This window comes from Tolypothrix sp. FACHB-123 (assembly GCF_014697075.1).
Lineage (GTDB): Bacteria > Cyanobacteriota > Cyanobacteriia > Cyanobacteriales > Nostocaceae > Aulosira.
This window is the reverse complement of sequence record NZ_JACJRE010000045.1, coordinates 45966-63684: the sequence shown is the minus strand read 5'-3', so window position 1 is coordinate 63684 and position 17719 is coordinate 45966. Positions and strand designations below refer to the sequence as shown.

At 39.6% G+C, this 17719-nt stretch carries 15 protein-coding genes; 8 read left to right on the top strand and 7 right to left on the bottom strand.

What is annotated here, in order from left to right; all coding sequences use genetic code 11:
• The 3 genes from H6G41_RS34810 to H6G41_RS24775 all read left to right on the top strand — a co-directional run.
• Positions 1-223 (top strand): hypothetical protein (locus H6G41_RS34810; RefSeq protein WP_206756951.1); only part of this gene is annotated, 223 nt, incomplete at its 5' end.
• Between the two features lie 94 nt (positions 224-317).
• Entirely contained in the window at positions 318-1319 is a 1002-nt protein-coding gene (locus tag H6G41_RS24780) for a YegS/Rv2252/BmrU family lipid kinase (protein WP_190749596.1), read from the top strand.
• Positions 1320-1368: 49 nt separating this feature from the next.
• A complete protein-coding gene (locus tag H6G41_RS24775; protein ID WP_190749594.1) occupies positions 1369-2931 on the top strand; it encodes a metallophosphoesterase in 1563 nt (520 codons plus the stop codon).
• Between the two features lie 86 nt (positions 2932-3017).
• On the opposite strand, the gene H6G41_RS24770 is transcribed toward H6G41_RS24775, so the two are convergent.
• From H6G41_RS24770 to H6G41_RS24755, 4 genes are all read right to left on the bottom strand, one after another.
• On the bottom strand, positions 3018-3425 hold the full coding sequence (locus tag H6G41_RS24770) for a hypothetical protein (RefSeq protein ID WP_190749592.1): 408 nt from the start codon (positions 3423-3425) through the stop codon (positions 3018-3020).
• A gap of 283 nt (positions 3426-3708) precedes the next feature.
• On the bottom strand, positions 3709-4143 hold the full coding sequence (locus H6G41_RS24765; RefSeq protein WP_190749590.1) for a CAAD domain-containing protein: 435 nt from the start codon (positions 4141-4143) through the stop codon (positions 3709-3711).
• 207 nt (positions 4144-4350) lie between these two features.
• A complete protein-coding gene (locus H6G41_RS24760; RefSeq protein ID WP_190749588.1) occupies positions 4351-4812 on the bottom strand; it encodes a BON domain-containing protein in 462 nt (153 codons plus the stop codon).
• Positions 4813-5004: 192 nt separating this feature from the next.
• Positions 5005-6300 (bottom strand): histidine kinase, encoded by a 1296-nt coding sequence (locus H6G41_RS24755; protein WP_190749586.1) that lies wholly within the window; start codon positions 6298-6300, stop codon positions 5005-5007.
• Between the two features lie 576 nt (positions 6301-6876).
• On the opposite strand from H6G41_RS24755, the gene H6G41_RS24750 reads away from it, so the two are divergent.
• The 4 genes from H6G41_RS24750 (at position 6877) to H6G41_RS24735 (ending at position 12077) form a co-directional block, all read left to right on the top strand.
• Entirely contained in the window at positions 6877-10029 is a 3153-nt protein-coding gene (locus tag H6G41_RS24750; protein WP_190749584.1) for an MFS transporter, read from the top strand.
• Between the two features lie 314 nt (positions 10030-10343).
• Positions 10344-10493, top strand: coding sequence for a hypothetical protein (locus H6G41_RS24745; protein WP_190749582.1), 150 nt, complete (start codon positions 10344-10346; stop codon positions 10491-10493).
• Positions 10494-10597: 104 nt separating this feature from the next.
• Complete coding sequence (locus tag H6G41_RS24740; protein WP_190749580.1) at positions 10598-11368, top strand: pentapeptide repeat-containing protein; 771 nt, start codon at positions 10598-10600, stop codon at positions 11366-11368.
• A gap of 79 nt (positions 11369-11447) precedes the next feature.
• A complete protein-coding gene (locus tag H6G41_RS24735; RefSeq protein WP_190749578.1) occupies positions 11448-12077 on the top strand; it encodes a TenA family protein in 630 nt (209 codons plus the stop codon).
• 231 nt (positions 12078-12308) lie between these two features.
• Here the strand turns inward: H6G41_RS24735 and H6G41_RS24730 are convergent, their stop codons facing one another.
• Positions 12309-13919, bottom strand: a complete 1611-nt coding sequence (locus H6G41_RS24730) for a glycosyltransferase family 39 protein (protein WP_190749576.1) — start codon at positions 13917-13919, stop codon at positions 12309-12311.
• A 108-nt stretch (positions 13920-14027) separates the two neighbouring features.
• Entirely contained in the window at positions 14028-15272 is a 1245-nt protein-coding gene (locus tag H6G41_RS24725; protein WP_190749574.1) for a glycosyltransferase, read from the bottom strand.
• Positions 15273-16109: 837 nt separating this feature from the next.
• Here H6G41_RS24725 and H6G41_RS24720 point away from each other — a divergent pair.
• Positions 16110-16406, top strand: coding sequence for a hypothetical protein (locus tag H6G41_RS24720; RefSeq protein WP_190749572.1), 297 nt, complete (start codon positions 16110-16112; stop codon positions 16404-16406).
• A gap of 40 nt (positions 16407-16446) precedes the next feature.
• Here H6G41_RS24720 and H6G41_RS24715 read toward each other — a convergent pair whose 3' ends face one another.
• On the bottom strand, positions 16447-17709 hold the full coding sequence (locus H6G41_RS24715; protein ID WP_190749570.1) for a cysteine desulfurase: 1263 nt from the start codon (positions 17707-17709) through the stop codon (positions 16447-16449).
• Between the last annotated feature and the right edge of the window lie 10 nt (positions 17710-17719).

The following is a 17719-nucleotide window of genomic DNA, read 5'->3' as shown; positions in this document are numbered from 1 at the left end:
TCAAAGTCGTTTTGATCGTCGTCAAAGTCGTTTTGATCGTCATCAAAGTCGTTTTGATCGTCGTCAAAGTCGTTTTGATCGTCATCAAAGTCGTTTTGATCGTCGTCAAAGTCGTTTTGATCGTCATCAAAGTCGTTTTGATCGCTTTTACCTTAATTGGCAGTCCCTATGCGGTTTTTCGGACTCTAAGGCAAACATCGGTATAACTTTGGCAGTTTGCTAGACAGGAACCAGCCATCAGGAGGAAGTAGAGATTTTATAGGTATGGTATGAATAATTGGATATTTTATCATCGTGTATTTTAAGCTTTAATTTTTATGAAGCGTTCCGCTTGCCTCATCTTTAATCCCGTTGCTGGTCAAGGTGATTCAGAACAAGAATTGGCACAGATTCGGGCAATACTAGAGCCAGAAATTGACTTAGATATTTACTTTACTACTGAAGAAGTTGGTGCTGACAAACTAGCTTATGCAGCAGTGGAACGTGGAGTAGATGAAATCATCGCCTCTGGTGGTGATGGGACTCTCTCCGCCGCCGCCGCAGCTGTAGTTAATACTAATATTCCTTTGGGCATCATTTCTAGGGGAACAGCGAACGCTTTTGCTACAGCTTTGACTATTCCCGATACCATTGAAGCCGCTTGTGAAACCATTCTCCAAGGTGCAACGAAGAATGTCGATGTCGCCTATTGCAACAATCTGCCGATGGTACTACTAGTAGGTATAGGTTTTGAAGCGGAAACAGTAGAACGCGCAGACAGGGAAGCAAAAAAGCGCTTTGGAATTTTGGCATATGTCCTCGCTGGAATTCAGCAATTACGCGAATTAGAAAGTTTTGATGTGGAAATTGAAACCGAAGACAGAATCATTAAAACTCAAGCTGCGGCTGTCACCGTCGCCAATGCTGCACCCCCAACCTCTGTTTTGGCGCAAGGGCCCGCTGGAATTATTTATGATGATGGACTGCTAGATTTAACTATAGTCGCCCCGATGACCAAAGCCGGAGCGATCGCCGCCACATATCATTTATTTCAAACTGCTTCTGCGGGTAATCCCGTAGAACGTGATGATATTGGCTACCTACGAGCTAAACAATTTAAAATTACTACAAATCCCCCTCAAAAAGTAGCCCTAGATGGTGAAATTATTGGTAACACGCCAATAGAAGTTAAATGTGTCCCATATGGATTGAAGATTTTTGTGCCCCAAGTAGAAGAGTTAATACCGACAGAGAAGTTAGACGGACTACCTAACTTGGTAATTGAGATGAAAGATACGACTGAGAATTCAGGGGACAAGGAGGACAAGGGAGACAAATAACAAATTCCCAATGCCCCATGCCCCATGCCCCATTCAGGAGTAAATTAAATTGAAACTTGTTTCCGATCCGGCGATCGCGAAAAAAATTAGCAAGATGCAGCAACGGGTAAAATGGCAAGACCCGTTAATTTTAGAACGCCGCATTGACCAAACTCAGCTGGTACTAGAAGATGGTCGTGCAGATGATCCGGAGTTCTCGTTTTTGGTTGTTGGCGATAGTGGTTCCGGGACGCACAAGGGACATAATCCGCAACGTCAGGTGGCGGAACTGATGCTACCACATCATGATGAATGCCGTTTTATGTTGCATACAGGCGATGTCATTTATCTTGTGGGGTCGAAAGAATACTATCAACAAAACTTTATTCAGCCTTACCAAGAATTTCTCATCGGTGGAGAACAACCAAAAAAAATTGCCTATGACAAAATGGTGTTCAAACTGCCAATTTTACCTGTACCGGGAAATCACGATTATTATGATTTACCGCTATTATTTGGCTTAGTTTCTATTAGTACTTTACCGATAAGGCGGTTATTGCGATCGCGTTTAGATTTAGATGTGGGTTTATATGGTTCGGGAACTGGTGATGCTTATGCAAGGGCATTTTTAGACTATCTCTGCGCTTTTGGGTCTCCGGAGGATTTAGCCCGTCATTTAGACCAGCATTATAGGAGTACAATCCATAATGGTCGCTGTCTTTCCTATCAACCAGGAAGCTTTACCAGGCTGCCCAATCGCTATTACACTTTTCGCTATGGTGGCATTGATTTCTTTGCCTTGGATTCTAATACATTTAACGAGCCACCACCAATACCAAAAACGCGAGCAGGTGATGCCGATCGGCAATTTTTAGAGAAACGCCGGGTTGCTTTAGAGCAAGAAAAGCAGCAAATTGTCGCAGATTCAGCAATTCTTAATCCGAATAATCCCCAGGATGCTGAACAATTAGATGATTTGCAAGTCAAACTAACACAAATTGAAGAAATTATTGTTGATATTGAAAAGCAACTAGATTCTAATAAAACTACAGTTATTGATATTGAACAATTAGATTGGTTCAGCCAAAAATTAATTGAATCTTGGCATAATCAACAAGTGCGGGGAAGGATAATTTTCTTTCATCATCCACCCTATGTGACTGAGGCGACAAAATGGGAACAAGCGCAAACTTTAGCAATTCGTAACCGTTTGCGTGGGGTTTTTGATGCGGTAGCAGAAAAATTAGGTTCTCTAACTCAAGGTCGTCCTTTAGTGGATTTAGTAATTAACGGTCACGCCCATTGTTTAGAATATCTGCAAACATTAGATACAGGACATGCTGATTCTCATATCCCCTGGATTGTTTGTGGTGGTAGTGGTTTTAGTTTACGCCGCCAAAGACCGGAAGGTACACAATTGCAGGAATTAAGGGGAGATGATGAGAAATTAGTGGCGCGATCGCAACTTTTCATCGGTCGTAGCGGCCAGGGTTCTAAGAAACACAGACCTTACTCTTGTTTGCGTATTGATGTCAAAGGCGATCGCCAACCTAAATTTATTGTTCGTCCCTTAGTGGCTGAATGGTATCAAAGAGAATGGTGCGATCGGCAAATTGAGCCGTTTGAGATTTAAATCCTAAAAAATAAAGATGAGGAAAAAAATCCTCATCATAATTACAGTACCACTAGAAATTTCAGAGCTTATTGACAGTAACAAAGTTAAACAAGTCCTGGGCCTCTACCGCGAGTATCATCCTTGTCTGTTAACTCACCTTCTTTATCTTCATTCGCTTCGATAAGTTCTTCAACACGGTTAGCTGTGTCTTGTGCTGCTGATTCTTGCGCATCACCAGGTACTTCATAGTACATTTCTGGCTCAACAGCGTAGTTGTTTAATAAACCTTCTTTATCAACTGTATAGCCATCTGTAGTGCGGATGCTATCAGAGTGGGTTTGGTCATCGGTGGGAGCGCTGGCTTCTCTTTCTTCGGTGGGGACTGTTTTATATAAGTCTCCTTCTCTTTCTCTACGCGCTGCTGTTTCTGCGGGAATAATACCTCTATCATAAGAATCTGATTCAACGCGCTCAGAAGAATCTATTGCTTTTTTAACATCTTTATTAGTCATAACTCAAGTCCTCGTTAAACATTTTGTTGAATAACTCTTGGACTAGATTAAGCTTTTCATTGAGATAATGATACTATCTTTAGAAGTGCATTACTGACGATAATCAACTATTTACTCTATCTCTAGATATATATTATTTAATCTTATTTTTCTAGTTTGTAGTCAGCACTTCATTCCTGAAAGATCAAGGACTAAGTTACTGACCATAAACGAAAAATGTAGCCCCTTTAAGTGCTAGGCTACATTGAAATAATTGATTAACCAACATTAAGGCATCAGTAAATTATGAGCCAACAATTTGATTTTGGAAATTTCTAATTTCCTGAGCTAATTCTTGACGATTTTCAGCTTTAATCAAATAACGGTAAACAAACCAGGCTGTGTAACCAATACCAATTAACTCAAAAGTTGGCGCAATTAAAGGAATTCCATTAATTGCACTGAGAATTGCTAACACTACTTTTAGTGTGACAATCGCAGACAAAATCAAAAATACAGTGACTAAAGGCTGTTGATATTGGTTAAAAAATCTGCTTACATATTCAGGAAGCTTTGCTAAAAAATCAGAAACTTGACTACCAATTTGTTGCCATTGTTCGTTAGATTGGCTAGCAGGAGGTAGCTTTGGCAAATTTTGATTGTCTGCACCTGTAAGAGCTACTGTACCTTCTGGGGAGGTAGAGTTAGCTAATTCTATTTGCTGTTGTTCTGTCGCCATAACTTTTATATTGTGTGCTTCACTAGATTTTAATTGTTGATTGATATTCAATCAAAAAAATACTCAAGATTGGTAATTGAAAATCATTGCGATCGCGGCAAAAGCCTATAATCAATTATACATAAGTTTTTGATTACAGGCTTTGATTATTATGAAATTTTAGCAGAAAATCCTAGTAAGATTAACTAGGATTTATGGTTATCAATTTTATTGAGTTGGTGGAGCAACGACTGCTTTGACAACTACTTGTTTGACACCTTTAATTTCCTTAGATAAAGGTGCAATTTTATTTAACTGATCTTGATTATTAACAGTTCCACCAACAGTAACTGTACCATTTTCAGCAGCTTCAACTGTCAAAGCACCATTAGGAATATTCGCTTCTAATTTAGAGCGAACTTCACTAGCAAGATCCGCTGCTGCTCTTTGAGTATCGCCGCCAGTAGCATTGTTGCGCTGTTCACGAGCACGAATATCAGCATTTAATTGTCTGCGACGAAGCTCGCTTTGAGCGTCATTTTGAGCAGCTTCTGTTGCTTGAGCATCAGGTCTTTCCACAGCTTCATTAGGATTAGCCGGTGCTGATTCGCTGGTTCTTTCAGTATTGTCACAAGCAACAGCACCAAAAATAAGAAGACTGCTAATTAGGATAGGTGTAAATTTTTTCATTTCTTTGCTCTTGATTTAAACATGCGAATTTGATGATGTGTGTAGGAGCAAACAGGAGCAAGTAATACCAATTCAAAATTCAAAATTCAAAAAGCTAGATATCACAGCGATTTGAGATTGTGTATCTGTTGTATTCTTTTTTCAAATTGGTATCATTTTTAGCCTTGCTCCGATTAGGGGAATTTTGCAGCCTTAGACAGTTTCGTCACGGCGATCGATAATCACCACAGCAGGCTCGTCTCTACCTAAGTCACCTGGATGAGTAGTGCGAGAAGTATCAACCACATTGCGATCGCTGTGATGGACTCGATCTAAATCAGTGGCGTCATAAACTGCGAATTCTTCAATTCCCCGACGTTTGAGGATGGCTTCAGCTTGATGAATTTCTGATTCTGTACCATCGACCATTACGATATAGTCGCCGCGATTAAAGCGATCGCTATAAACTTTGGCACGATTTTCGGGAATACCTAAGCCAACCAAACCACCTGTAATCCCACCAGCAGCAGCACCAATTGCGCCACCAGTAACGGCTGTAGCCAAAGCTGTAGCCGCTGCACCACCGGCAATCACAGGGCCGACTCCGGGGATAGCTAATGCACCCAACCCGACCAATAAACCACCTAAACCGCCTAAAGCTGCGCCTGTAGCTGCACCTGCTTTCGCGCCTTCATCAGCTTTATTACCAGTAGCAACATTTCTATCTACACCAGTATTAACGCCAGCAATGCGATCGCCATCTTGGTTTTTGGCTATGATCGAAACTCGGCTCATGGGGAAACCTGCGTCGCGCAGTTCTGTCAGTGCTGCTTCTGCATCGCGACGGTGCGCAAACACCCCAATCGCTCTTCTATTGGCGCGCACATCTCCATGAGTAACAACAGGAGTATGCGCAACTCCAGTACCTACAGCACCCACAGGAGTACCGGGAACATCATATTCACTGCGTGGACGGTCGAATACATTGAATTCTTCAATATTCCAGCGCCGCAGAATTGGTTCGGCTCTAGCAATGTCTTCGTCTGTACCATCAACTATGACTAAATAACCGCCTCGTTCGACTCGTTCATTGTAAACTCTGGCGCGTTCTTCGGGAATTCCTAACCCAATTAATCCACCAAGTAAACTACCAGCCGCTGCACCGATCGCACCACCAGCTATAGTTGTCGCTAAAGCTGTAGCTGCTGCGCCAGCTAGCATAATGGGGCCAATTCCGGGGATTGCTAAAGTACCAAGACCCACCAATAAACCTGTTAAACCACCCAACGCACCACCGGAAACTGCACCAACTTTTGCACCTTCATCAGATTTATCGCCAACCTTCTCGGTCACTTGTGCGCCAGCAATTTCACCGTTATGGTCTCTATCTCTAGCAATTACGGATACTCTATCCATAACAATGCCGGCATTACCTAACTCGCGCAGAGCTTGTTCAACATCACTACGATTATGAAATACGCCTATAGCACGTCTAGTTACTACAGTCATTTTTTTCTCCCCAATAAGAAAATTACTTAAACAGCTAAATTATGTAAGCTCTCTAAGCTTATTTATGCTTTTTTTAAAATCATTTTTCATCAATCATTTGGGAGAAATTATTTATCTATCATTGGATATAGATAATTAGAAAATACCTAAAATATATCCAGATATATAGTTTGAAAATCTAATTTTATGAATCGATTTTCTTTAAAAAAGAATTGTAAATATTTGCAAAGATCATGAGAGTAATATCTAGAAATCTGATTGAACTTATAGATAATTTTTATCATAATTATTTTTAATCTTAAATCGGGCATATCCGGATAAAAACTGTTGTTAATGAACATTTATTTGCCAATTAATCCAGCAAATAATTAACTTAATTATCGGGTATTGATGGCCAAATAAGGTTAATTGAAAAATCAACCATATATATACTTATTTAGAAAGAAGTATATCTTTTGATTACTAAATTTATGACTTAGGAAAGTGTATGTAACTATAACTACTTTCTAGACTAATAAATAAGCCATTTTTTCCAGAAATGGCATTTCAACCATCACACGTAAGAGAGATAATTCTATGTTTCATAATTTTGAAACTATGTTGAGATGGGATTGGCTATCGTTGGGAGTAACATCTACTAACGGTATACCAGAAGTTATCAGTTCCGAAAGATTGCCAATTATCTTTTCTAGTCCAAAGTTTTTTGTGGCATTCTTGGCTGGTACTTTAATGGCATTAGCCTTTCAATTGCTGTTAACCAACTTTTCTGTAGCTGCGGGGATTTCCTCGTGGGATATTGATGATGACGATGATGACGAAGGCTCAGAAAGTTTGGGGCATAAAATTCGCGAAGTAGAATCTAAAATTGGCATTTGGGCATTAATTACCTCAACAATTTCTATATTTGCTGCTAGTTTTTTAGCAGTGAAACTAAGTTTAATCCAAAGTGCCTTATTTGGAGCCATTATCGGTATAGTTATCTGGTCTACCTTTTTCTTTTTGGTAGTTTGGTTAGGTTCATCAACCGTCGGTTCCTTAATTGGTTCTCTCGCCAGTACCTTTACTTCTGGGTTGCAAACCCTAACTGGTGCTGCAACTGCGGGTATAGGTGCAAATGTAGCCCAAAAACAAATGGTTTCCACTGCTGAAGAAATCACAGCAGCAGTACGGAGAGAATTAACTTCAGGTTTTGATGCTGATAGTATTCGCAATACGCTACAAAGTTCCTTAAATTCGCTGCAAGTACCAAACCTAAATGTCAAAGAAATTGGCAATCAATTTCAGCAGATACTCAAAGATGTCAATTTCCAGGATATTGCTAATAGCGATGCAATCCGCAATATTAATCGCCAAACCTTTGTGGATTTAATTAGCGATCGCTTAAATTTATCTTCAGGCGATATCAACAAAATTGCCGATCAATTAGAAGCCGCTTGGAAACAAGCTGCATCGCGCACAAATCCCACAGAGCAAGTAATTAACATTCTCAAATCTGCCACACCTGAAGAATTAAAATCCGAAAACTTAGGCGAACGCCTTCAGGAATTAGTTACAGTTGGTGGTGGAAATGGTAATGGTAGTAGCAACGGTGGACTGAAGCAAGCTGTAAAATATGGTGTAGGTGCGGCTGTCCCATTATTATTAGATAGAGTTAATCTTTCTGATATCGATGTAGACAAGATTACCAATCAGTTGCAAAAGCTGAAAGACAAAGTTCAAGACATTGATGTTGAGAAAATTACAACCGAACTACAAAAATTCACAGATAAAACTACCGAACAAATATCTGAGAATTTACCACAATCAAACCCCAACAATATTAAAGCTGATGTCGAGGAATACATCTCTAATTCCTTCCCTTGGCATTTTAATCGCTTGACAATTAAAGATGAATTTAAAGATATCATCTACGATCCACAAGCCGATCCAGAAACCACAGGCCGAGAATTAGCAGAAATCGATCCCGACTATCTCACAAACTTGCTAATTAGACGCAGCGATCTGAGCGAAGCGCGAGTTAAAGAAATTGTCCAGCAGCTAGAAAGTATTCGCCAAGAAGTTTTAGCAACTGTACAACAAGGTACAGCCAAAAAACAATGGCAAGATGTACAGACGCAAATCGAAAATTATCTGCGTTCCACAGGTAAGGAAGAACTTACGCCAGAAAATATTCAGCAGAATTTTTCTGACTTGTTAGCAGATCCACAAGCAGCTTTAGAAGATTTACAAGCACGTTTCTCACAATTGAATCGCGAGACATTTATTCAAGTGCTTCAGCAACGTCAAGACTTGAGCGACGAGGAAGTTAATAATATTATTAACAAACTCGAAAGCACTCGCGACTCTGTCTTAAATAATGTGAGAGAACTGCAAGAGCAAGCACAAGCTAAAACGGCTGAACTGCGTCAACGAGTAGAAGATTATCTGCGTAATACCAATAAGGATGAACTCAATCCTGAAGGTATCAAACGCGATTTTAGAACTTTACTTGAAGACCCACAAGCGGGAATTTCTGCCTTAAGAGAACGCTTATCGCAATTCGATCGCGATACTTTGGTACAACTGCTATCTCAGCGTCAAGATTTGAGCGAAGAGCAGATTAATCAAACTATCGATCGCTTAGAAGAAGTTAGAGATAACATCTTACAAGCACCGCAAGCCTTAGCAGGTAAAGCCAAGGAACAATACGAACAAACTAGCGCTAAAATTGCTGAATATCTCCGCAATACCAATTTAGAAGAACTCAACCCCGAAGGTATTCGCCGTGATTTAGAAACTCTACTCGCAGATCCGCAAGAAGGTGCTGTAGCTTTAAGAGAACGCCTATCGCAATTCGATCGCGATACCTTGGTACAACTCCTCAGCCAACGCGGAAACCTCAGCGAAGAACAAATTAATCGTACTATCGATCAATTCCAAACAGCGATTAATAATATTGTCAACGCACCGCAACGTTTAGCAAAGCGCACTACCCAAAAAGTTGTAGACTTTGGTAAGACTTTAGAAAATTACCTGCGTCATACCAATAAAGAAGAACTCAACCCTGAAGGTATCAAGCGCGATTTACAATTACTGCTGCAAGATCCAAGATTGGGAATTGGTAACTTAAGCGATCGCTTATCCAAATTCGATCGTTCCACAATTGTCAGCTTACTCTCCCAACGGGAAGACATCTCCGAAGAAGAAGCTAACCGCATCATGGATCAAATCGAGTCTGTGCGCGACTCCTTGAGTCAGCAATATCAACAGATTCAGCAAAAAGTCCAATCAGTGCTAGATAACTCCACTAGCCGAATTCGCGACTATCTCAACTCCTTAGATCGTCCAGAATTGAACTACGAAAACATCCAGCAAGACTTTGCGAAATTGTTTGACGATCCCCAAGCTGGATTTGAAGCCTTACGCGATCGCCTCAGCAACTTCGATCGCGATACCCTAGTAGCGTTAATCAGTTCGCGCAGCGATATATCTGAGGAAGATGCTAACAGAATTATCGATCGCGTAGAAGCTGCACGAGATAGCGTATTACACCGCGCCGAACGCATTCAACAAGAAACGCAAAAACGCATCAAAGCCATCCAACACCAAGCCAAAAAGCAAGTGGAAGAAACCAAGAAAAGCGTTGCAACTGCTGCATGGTGGCTATTTGGTACAGCTTTGACTTCACTAGTTGCAAGTGCGATCGCTGGTGTCATCGCCGCTACAGGTGGTTTAAACTTCCTCAGCTAATACCACGTAAGGCTGCACATTAACGCCCTCACCCTCAAGGGTGGGGCTAATCACACGAAGCCCACCTTCGTAGGCTGAATTCTTTAGCCCACGAAGGTGGGCTTTGTAACGATAGCCCCAGGCTTCCAGCCTGAAGGCTTTTGGGGTTTGAAGACACGCCCTAGCCCCTAAAATGGCGATCGCAATCACAACCCTATCGGACTTATATCACAGTAAATAGCAGCGGTTATCACTTAGCGTTGCCGAAAAATAAATAATACTTACGATCAACCTCATCTTCAGTGATTTCTTGGCAACTATGTGGAGTAACTATTATGCTCGAAAAATTATTACTAGCGGTTGGTTTGACACTCAGCCTTAGTTTATTTACAGGATTGAGTTTGTCCAATCCTAAACAAACTGGCAATATTAACTTAAATCCTAAACAAGCCTTTATTTATACTCAAACTCTAAGTAATCTTTAATACTAATTGTGGCGACTCGCTAAGATTGTTCATATCATAGGCTGAAGTATAAATATATCTCAGCGAAAGTTGAGAACTCAGTCATCGATATGGCGGCAAAGAGTATGAAAAGCCAAGTTTTAGCCACAACCGTATTTTTAACAATAATTAGCTTGACAACGAGAGTCGAAGCAGCGAATTCCGAACATATTAGACAATTATTATCGACCAAACAGTGTCAAAACTGTGACTTGATAGGTGCAGGTTTAGTTTTGACTGACTTAACGGGAGCGAATTTAAGCGGAGCTAATCTTGCCGGTGCAAACCTCAGCCGTGCAAACTTAACTGGTGCTGATTTGCGCGGTGCAAACTTAGCCGGTGCGAGTTTATTTGGAGCGAACCTCAGCGCCGCCAGACTTGCAGGCGCAAATTTAGCAAGTGCAGACTTCAGAAACTCCTATCTAGTTAATGCAGAATTAACTGGCGTCAATCTCAATAGTACTTATTTACAGGGTGCAATTGGCATACCCACACAAATTGCCACCCCAGAAGAATTTTATGCTTGGGGGATAGCAGAAGCCCAAAGAGGCAATACACAACAAGCTATTGATTATTTTAATCAAGCGATCGCCACCAAAACCGGCTACGGTGAAGCTTACCTAGCCCGTGGTGTTGCCCGTTACCAAATATTAGATAGACAAGGCGCATTCAAAGATGCGGAGATTGCCGCCAAACTCTTTACAGAGCAAAAAAACGCTCCTGGTATCCAAACAGCCCAAGCATTTATCAAAGAATTACAAACACCCCCAGATGGTAAAGTAAATGTTGGCAAACCAAGCTTTTTTGACTTCTTAGGTAGCCTTGGTTCTGTATTGTTACAGTTCTTTCCCTTCTAGGGAGACAAACAATTCAAAATTCAAAATTCAAAATTAAGAATTAAGAATTATATTTGACTTGCCCCATGCCCAATGCCCCATGCCCAATGCCCTATCCCTTGAATTATGGACAGTTAATCAAGATTTAGCCTTAGCTTGTCTAGAGCATCCTTTTGTGCAAGGCATAGCTGATGGTAGTCTAGCGGCAGAAAAATTTGCTTATTATGTCGGACAAGATGCTTTTTTCTTAGAAGCTTTTGCCCGTGCTTACAGTGTCGCCGCCGCTAAAGCACCAGATTGGCAGGGATTCACCACATTTCACGCCCTAGCTGATGGCGTGTTGCAAGAACTCAAGCTGCATGAAAGCTATGCTGCGCAATGGGGAGTTAACTTACAGGCTGTAGAACCAGGCGCAGCTACCCGCCGCTACACTGACTTTTTATTAGCCACAGCTTGGGGTGGAAATGTGGGATTAACAGCGGCGGCGATGTCTCCATGTATGCGCCTGTATGCTTTTTTGGGAGAACAGTTAGCTGTAAATGGTATTCCTAACCATGCATATACAAACTGGATTCAAACTTACAGCAGCGCAGAATTTCAACCTTTAGCACAACAATTAGAAACTTTAGTTGATAATTACGCCAGTGCTACACCGTTGGTACAATCTACCTATCGTTACGCCATGTTCTGCGAGCGTGACTTTTTTCAAGCTGCATGGACATTGCAATAGTCTTGATTAAGCTAAGAGACGTTGTGCATAGCTTGCTTCCCCGTAGGGGTAAGGCATAGCTTTATTAAGCGCCAAAAGAGTTACACTGTCTTTGGCAAACAAGAGGGTTTCTGCATGGTAGGGAGCGAAGCAATCCCAACCTTTACCCCTTTACCATTGATTTCGCTTCGTTCCATTCGTGGCGGACATTGTATATTCCCCTGAAAAAACAGCAAAAAATTTTTCTCTTTATTAGTTTTTTATTAGTGTGAACTTATAAACAGTTATAGATTCATGGGTACCAGGATAATCAGTTTTTTCTAGTAAAGAATATTTTTGCTTTAACATTGCCAAAGCTTCATTAACTCGGCTATATTTCATTTTTCCTGCATCACTTGTAACGCCCATATCTTGAATAAGAACTAATTGTCTATAACCATTGTCAATCTCACCTTGGATACCCTGTTTTATATCTGATATTAATGTTGAGCTTTCCCATACTTCTGCATAGCCTTGAGGGCTGAATATTTCTGGTCTATTCCATCGCCCAACACCATAAAACTTAACTGGGTTCTGTGCAAAATAATAACCAAATGTAGGGCCTAACAAGTCAGGGCTAATCAGGTAGATAGTCTTTTCTTGATGCTTTTTCTGAACATCAGCGGCTAGCGATCGTATTCCCGATTTATCGGTATTCCCTAAAGATATAGCGTATTTTGCATTGGGTAAAACGATTGAAAAAATAACCAAGACAACAATTATCTGCTTGATAAAACGATTAAATTCTCTACTCCAGTAGTTATCTATGCGCTTGAAAAGATTAATCACAAAGTTACTATAGACTACCCAAGCAAGAGGCGTAAAAGGAAACATATAGCGTCCTTGATGGGAAAGTGCAGCTAGCATAATAGCTGATAGTAAGACGCTGAAACTCAATATGAATGTAGATGTTTTTAACTTTAATTTCCATTGGTGAATAAATTTTTGACTATAAGAAAAAACCGGACTCAATTGAAAAATTAAAGCTAACACACTCAGGGCTACTAAGACTTTTTTTCCTCCAGTTACAGGTAAAGTATAAAGAAAATTTTCATATAAGAGTTTAGGTCGCATTAACCAAGATTCTTTAGTAACCCAAGGAAGACCAGTATGTAGATGTGTAAAAAAAACTTGCAACCACGGTGTAAATAGCAAAAAAATGATTAAGTAAGCTACAAAAAAATGCATTAGACGAATATTTGCCATACTACGCCATTGCAAGTAAAGAGTAATGATCGCAAGGCTAGTCAGCAAAATCAAACCTGTATACTGTACATAAAGTAGTAAATCTGCACAAATTACAAAACCTAATAAATACCATATTTGTTTTTTACTATCGATGACTTTGCAGTATAAAAATATTACTAAACAAGATAATAAAGCTGCTAAAGCGTATGGACGAGCCTCTTGAGAATAATATATAGCCTCTGGCGCAACAGTAGTTATAGCCGCAGTTACAATTCCTACTAGAGGTGAACTTATTAGAGAACCTAGTTTATAAGTCGCAGGAATTAGTAAAACACTAACAATCAATGCAGGTATCTTTAAAATTACTTCATCGCTACCAAACCACTGCATCCATTGGTGCATAATTATGTAAAAACCAGGTGGATTTAGTTCGCTATAGATGACAGTATTAATTACTTCATGTAAATCTATTGGCATTGCATCGAAATAAGTCGAACCTTCATCCCGCCATAGACCCCATTTTAGGCTTGGCAGACGTAGTAACAGACCAATTAGCATCAAAATGCCAAGTATAATATGCGGACGTTTGATATATTTGCCATTAATAAGCAAGCATAAAAGTTTATTAAATTGCATGAGACAAATCTGATCCAAATGACGTGATTGCTTTTTCAAAAGAAAATATATTTTGTAGAGTTTGATTAGGGATGCACCTAGATCAGCATAGTTCTGGTATAAAAATCTTTATTTAACTTCTGTTACTCGCCAACTAAGTTTCAAATTAACCCAGAAATTCCAGATAGTTGCAACAGCAATCGCAATCAAATTAGCAATATAGCGGTTGTGAATTATAAAATTAAACACAAGATTCAAAACTAGCACATTTAATACTAGTCCGGCCATGCAAATAAAATTGAATTTTAAAAACCGTTTTAAACGCTGACTCCATTGTTGCTGCTGCATAACAACATCTGCAAAAGTCCAAGCATCATTCCAGAGAAAATTATTGATAATAGCAATTTCTCCCGCAATGATTTTAGCGCGAGTTAGAGGCAACCCTAGTGTTGTTGGATCGCTAAGTAAGTATAGAATTGCCATATCTACAAATACCCCAATCAGCCCCACTAAACCAAAGCGGATAAATCGATTAATGGGAAAATCAATACTTTGAGTAAATTGCCCCAATTTCCCTGTAGAGAATCGCAATCTTACTAAGTGGTGAATGTAATCTAAATATTGCTTCCAAGTAACTTTGCTTTCACCCTGTTTGCGTTCAGAGAATACATAACCAACTTCAGAAATTTGTCTGACTTTACCCCGTCCAATCACCTCAAGCAAAATTTTATATCCTACAGGATTGAGGGTCACATTTGTGATGCACTGACGACGCACAATAAAATAACCACTCATCGGGTCAGAAACCCGACCTAATACACTGGGAAGAATTACTAATCCCAATAGTTGCGCACCTCGGGATAAAAAACGTCTAACAAAACTCCAACTACTAACACCACCACCTTCAGTATGACGACTTGCTACTGTCAAATCTGCTCCTTGTTGTATTGCATCTAAAAGTTGCAATAACACATGAGGCGGATGCTGCAAATCTCCGTCAATCACCCCTAAAATATGACCCCTAGCTGCTTGCCAACCACGAATTACAGCTGAAGAAAGTCCCCGCTCATGTTGACGACGCATTACTCGTAACTGAGGGTATTCTGGGATCAAAGAAACTGCTACTTCCCAAGTGCCATCTGGACTATCATCGTCTACTATAATCAGTTCGTAATCACCTGGTATAAACTCATCTAATACCTGACTCAGTCTACTAACTACATTCTTGATATTGTCACGCTCTTGATATGTGGGAATAATCAGAGAAAAATATACTTGTTGATCAATTTTGCTGATATCCGTTAGAGTTAGATCGGAAATTTGTAAATTACCAGATGGTACTTTTAATAAAAAATCATTTTGATAATTTATCATTGGGTATAATCTTAATCATCAAACAGTACAGTGATAAAATTCTTAATTAAGACTCATTACCTGAGTAGTAGATCACCCAATTTTTTAATTTTGATAAAAAATTAAAAGCTGATAAAGTTGGTAGTGTTGCTGTGTTCAGAATTTCTTGGCTATATAATTATGAAATTATTGATAAGCAGAGTTACATGATTTTTACTTCTCATAACTCTAGCTATCTATTCGTAAAATTATTTCACTCAACTTGGAATAAAACTTGAATTGTTTAAATTGTCTATTTATTCCTTATTTATATAATGCCAATTTGATATTTAAGATTAAAAGCGCTAATAGTAAATTTGTCATGCCAATTTGGCAGAATCTTCGGTTATTACGTCAGCATTATTAAGTAGAGGGAGCTAAAAAAACTTAAGATATAGTCAGTAAACCAAAAACTTTTGTGATTACTGAAAAATAGTAGTGTGTAATACTGTTTTTTGGAAAATTTACAAAAAGTAGTTATGAAGAATGACTTATAAGATAAGCTTATAGATAAACTACCAAAATCATACTAAATTGCAGTCTGTTGTAGTAGCTTTAAATTAATGAGATTGCTTCTCTTCACGGAGCCTGTTGCAAGCGTTGTGTGGCAATCTTGGTTGCAATGACAGATACTACATTTTATTGCAACTTGGTAGCAGCTGCACTAAACATTAATTTTTATATAGTAGACTTTTGGCAACACACAAATTCAGGAGCGGCGCATAATCGCGTGCGCAAATAGGCTATGTCTCAATTTCAATACTTTTAATTTTTAGCGGTTATAATTACAGGTGCTTGTTGCTAAATTTTATACGACTTATGAGTGCAGCCAATACTGAATATCAAGCCCTACTTGATGAAATGATTAAAACAGGGAAACTCAAACCGGAATATAAAGAGATACTCTTAGAAATCGGGGAGTTGGGAAGCAAGGCTTGTAATTTAGGATTAATTTACGGTCTGAGTTGGCGTGAAGATGCCAACCAAGTTATTCTCGATCAATACGAAATTCTGGTTCAGTACAACAATTTTTTGTATTTAACCTTCGCTGAAACCCGCGACTATCTGAAGAATTTAATTGCAGGTGCAGAGGTTGAACAGTTAGAAAAAGTTTAAAATTTGCAGATTAAAAAAGGTGGGTTATACCCACCTAAAATTAAGCAAATATTCCGGCAAAAAAGTCAATAGTCTCCTTCAAAGCCTTGATAAAAATATCAATTTCCTCACGGGTATTGTAGAAATATAAACTTGCTCTTGCAGTTCCCGCCACATTTAAGTAACGGTGTAATGGTTGAGTACAGTGATGTCCAGAACGAATAGCAACGCCTTCTTGATCTAATAATGTAGATAAATCATTGGCGTGAATATCTGTTACGGTAAATGAGGCTAAAGCGGCTCTACCTTCACCTTTAGCATTCGGTTTCGGCCCGTAAATTTGAATTTGGGGAATTTGCGCTAATTGTTGGAACAAATAAGCTGTTAATTCGGCTTCATAAGCATGGATTTTATCCATACCTATACTAGTAAGATAATCGATTGCTGCACCAAGAGCGATCGCTTCCCCAATTGCTGGCGTACCCGCTTCAAATTTATGGGGTAATTCCGCATAGGTGGAATGGTCTAAATATACCTCAGCAATCATCTCACCACCACCAAAAAATGGTGGCATAGATTCTAACAGTTCTAATTTGCCATACAAAAAGCCTATCCCAGTTGGGGCGCACATTTTATGACCGGAGGCGACTAACCAATCACAGTCAATATCCTGTACATCAATATGCATATGAGGGACACTTTGACAAGCATCCATTAAGAATTTCGCACCGTATCTGTGAGCGATCGCAGCTATTTCTTTCACTGGATTTATACAACCCAAGGTGTTAGAAACATGAACTACTGACACTAATTTAGTTTTAGCAGAAATTAGTGTTTTGAACTGTTCAAAATCAAAAGTTTGTTCTGGAGTCAGTTCAACAAATTTGAGTACCGCACCCGTTTTTTGGGCTACAAATTGCCAAGGAACTATATTACTGTGGTGTTCCATCACTGACAGAATAATTTCATCTCCTGGCTGCAAATTATTCATTCCCCAGCTATAAGCCACCAAGTTAATCGCCTCACTCGCGTTGCGGGTGTAGACAATTTCTTGACGCGATGTAGCATTAATAAATTTGGCAACTTTATCTCTAGCACCTTCATAAGCATCAGTAGCTTGAGCGCTGAGAATATGCGCGCCCCGATGGACGTTAGCATTATACTTTTCGTAATAATCTCGCAGGGTATTTAACACCTGGAGAGGTTTTTGGGAAGTAGCCGCATTATCTAGGTAAACTAAGGGTTTACCGTTGACTTCCTGATGCAAAATCGGGAAGTCAGCGCGAACTAAATCGGCTAGAGTTTTGGTAGAAGTAAAAGTCATTGGTAATTAG

Bases quoted from the DNA above. Each gene is read 5' to 3' on its own strand.
- H6G41_RS24725 (WP_190749574.1), bottom strand. From the start codon at position 15,272: ATGATAAATTATCAAAATGATTTTTTATTAAAAGTACCATCTGGTAAT.
- H6G41_RS24780 (WP_190749596.1), top strand. From the start codon at position 318: ATGAAGCGTTCCGCTTGCCTCATCTTTAATCCCGTTGCTGGTCAAGGT.
- H6G41_RS24715 (WP_190749570.1), bottom strand. From the start codon at position 17,709: ATGACTTTTACTTCTACCAAAACTCTAGCCGATTTAGTTCGCGCTGAC.
- H6G41_RS24750 (WP_190749584.1), top strand. From the start codon at position 6,877: ATGTTTCATAATTTTGAAACTATGTTGAGATGGGATTGGCTATCGTTG.
- H6G41_RS24755 (WP_190749586.1), bottom strand. From the start codon at position 6,300: ATGACTGTAGTAACTAGACGTGCTATAGGCGTATTTCATAATCGTAGT.
- H6G41_RS24735 (WP_190749578.1), top strand. From the start codon at position 11,448: ATGCCCAATGCCCTATCCCTTGAATTATGGACAGTTAATCAAGATTTA.
- H6G41_RS24745 (WP_190749582.1), top strand. From the start codon at position 10,344: ATGCTCGAAAAATTATTACTAGCGGTTGGTTTGACACTCAGCCTTAGT.
- H6G41_RS24720 (WP_190749572.1), top strand. From the start codon at position 16,110: ATGAGTGCAGCCAATACTGAATATCAAGCCCTACTTGATGAAATGATT.
- H6G41_RS24730 (WP_190749576.1), bottom strand. From the start codon at position 13,919: ATGCAATTTAATAAACTTTTATGCTTGCTTATTAATGGCAAATATATC.
- H6G41_RS24770 (WP_190749592.1), bottom strand. From the start codon at position 3,425: ATGACTAATAAAGATGTTAAAAAAGCAATAGATTCTTCTGAGCGCGTT.
- H6G41_RS24760 (WP_190749588.1), bottom strand. From the start codon at position 4,812: ATGAAAAAATTTACACCTATCCTAATTAGCAGTCTTCTTATTTTTGGT.
- H6G41_RS24740 (WP_190749580.1), top strand. From the start codon at position 10,598: ATGAAAAGCCAAGTTTTAGCCACAACCGTATTTTTAACAATAATTAGC.
- H6G41_RS24765 (WP_190749590.1), bottom strand. From the start codon at position 4,143: ATGGCGACAGAACAACAGCAAATAGAATTAGCTAACTCTACCTCCCCA.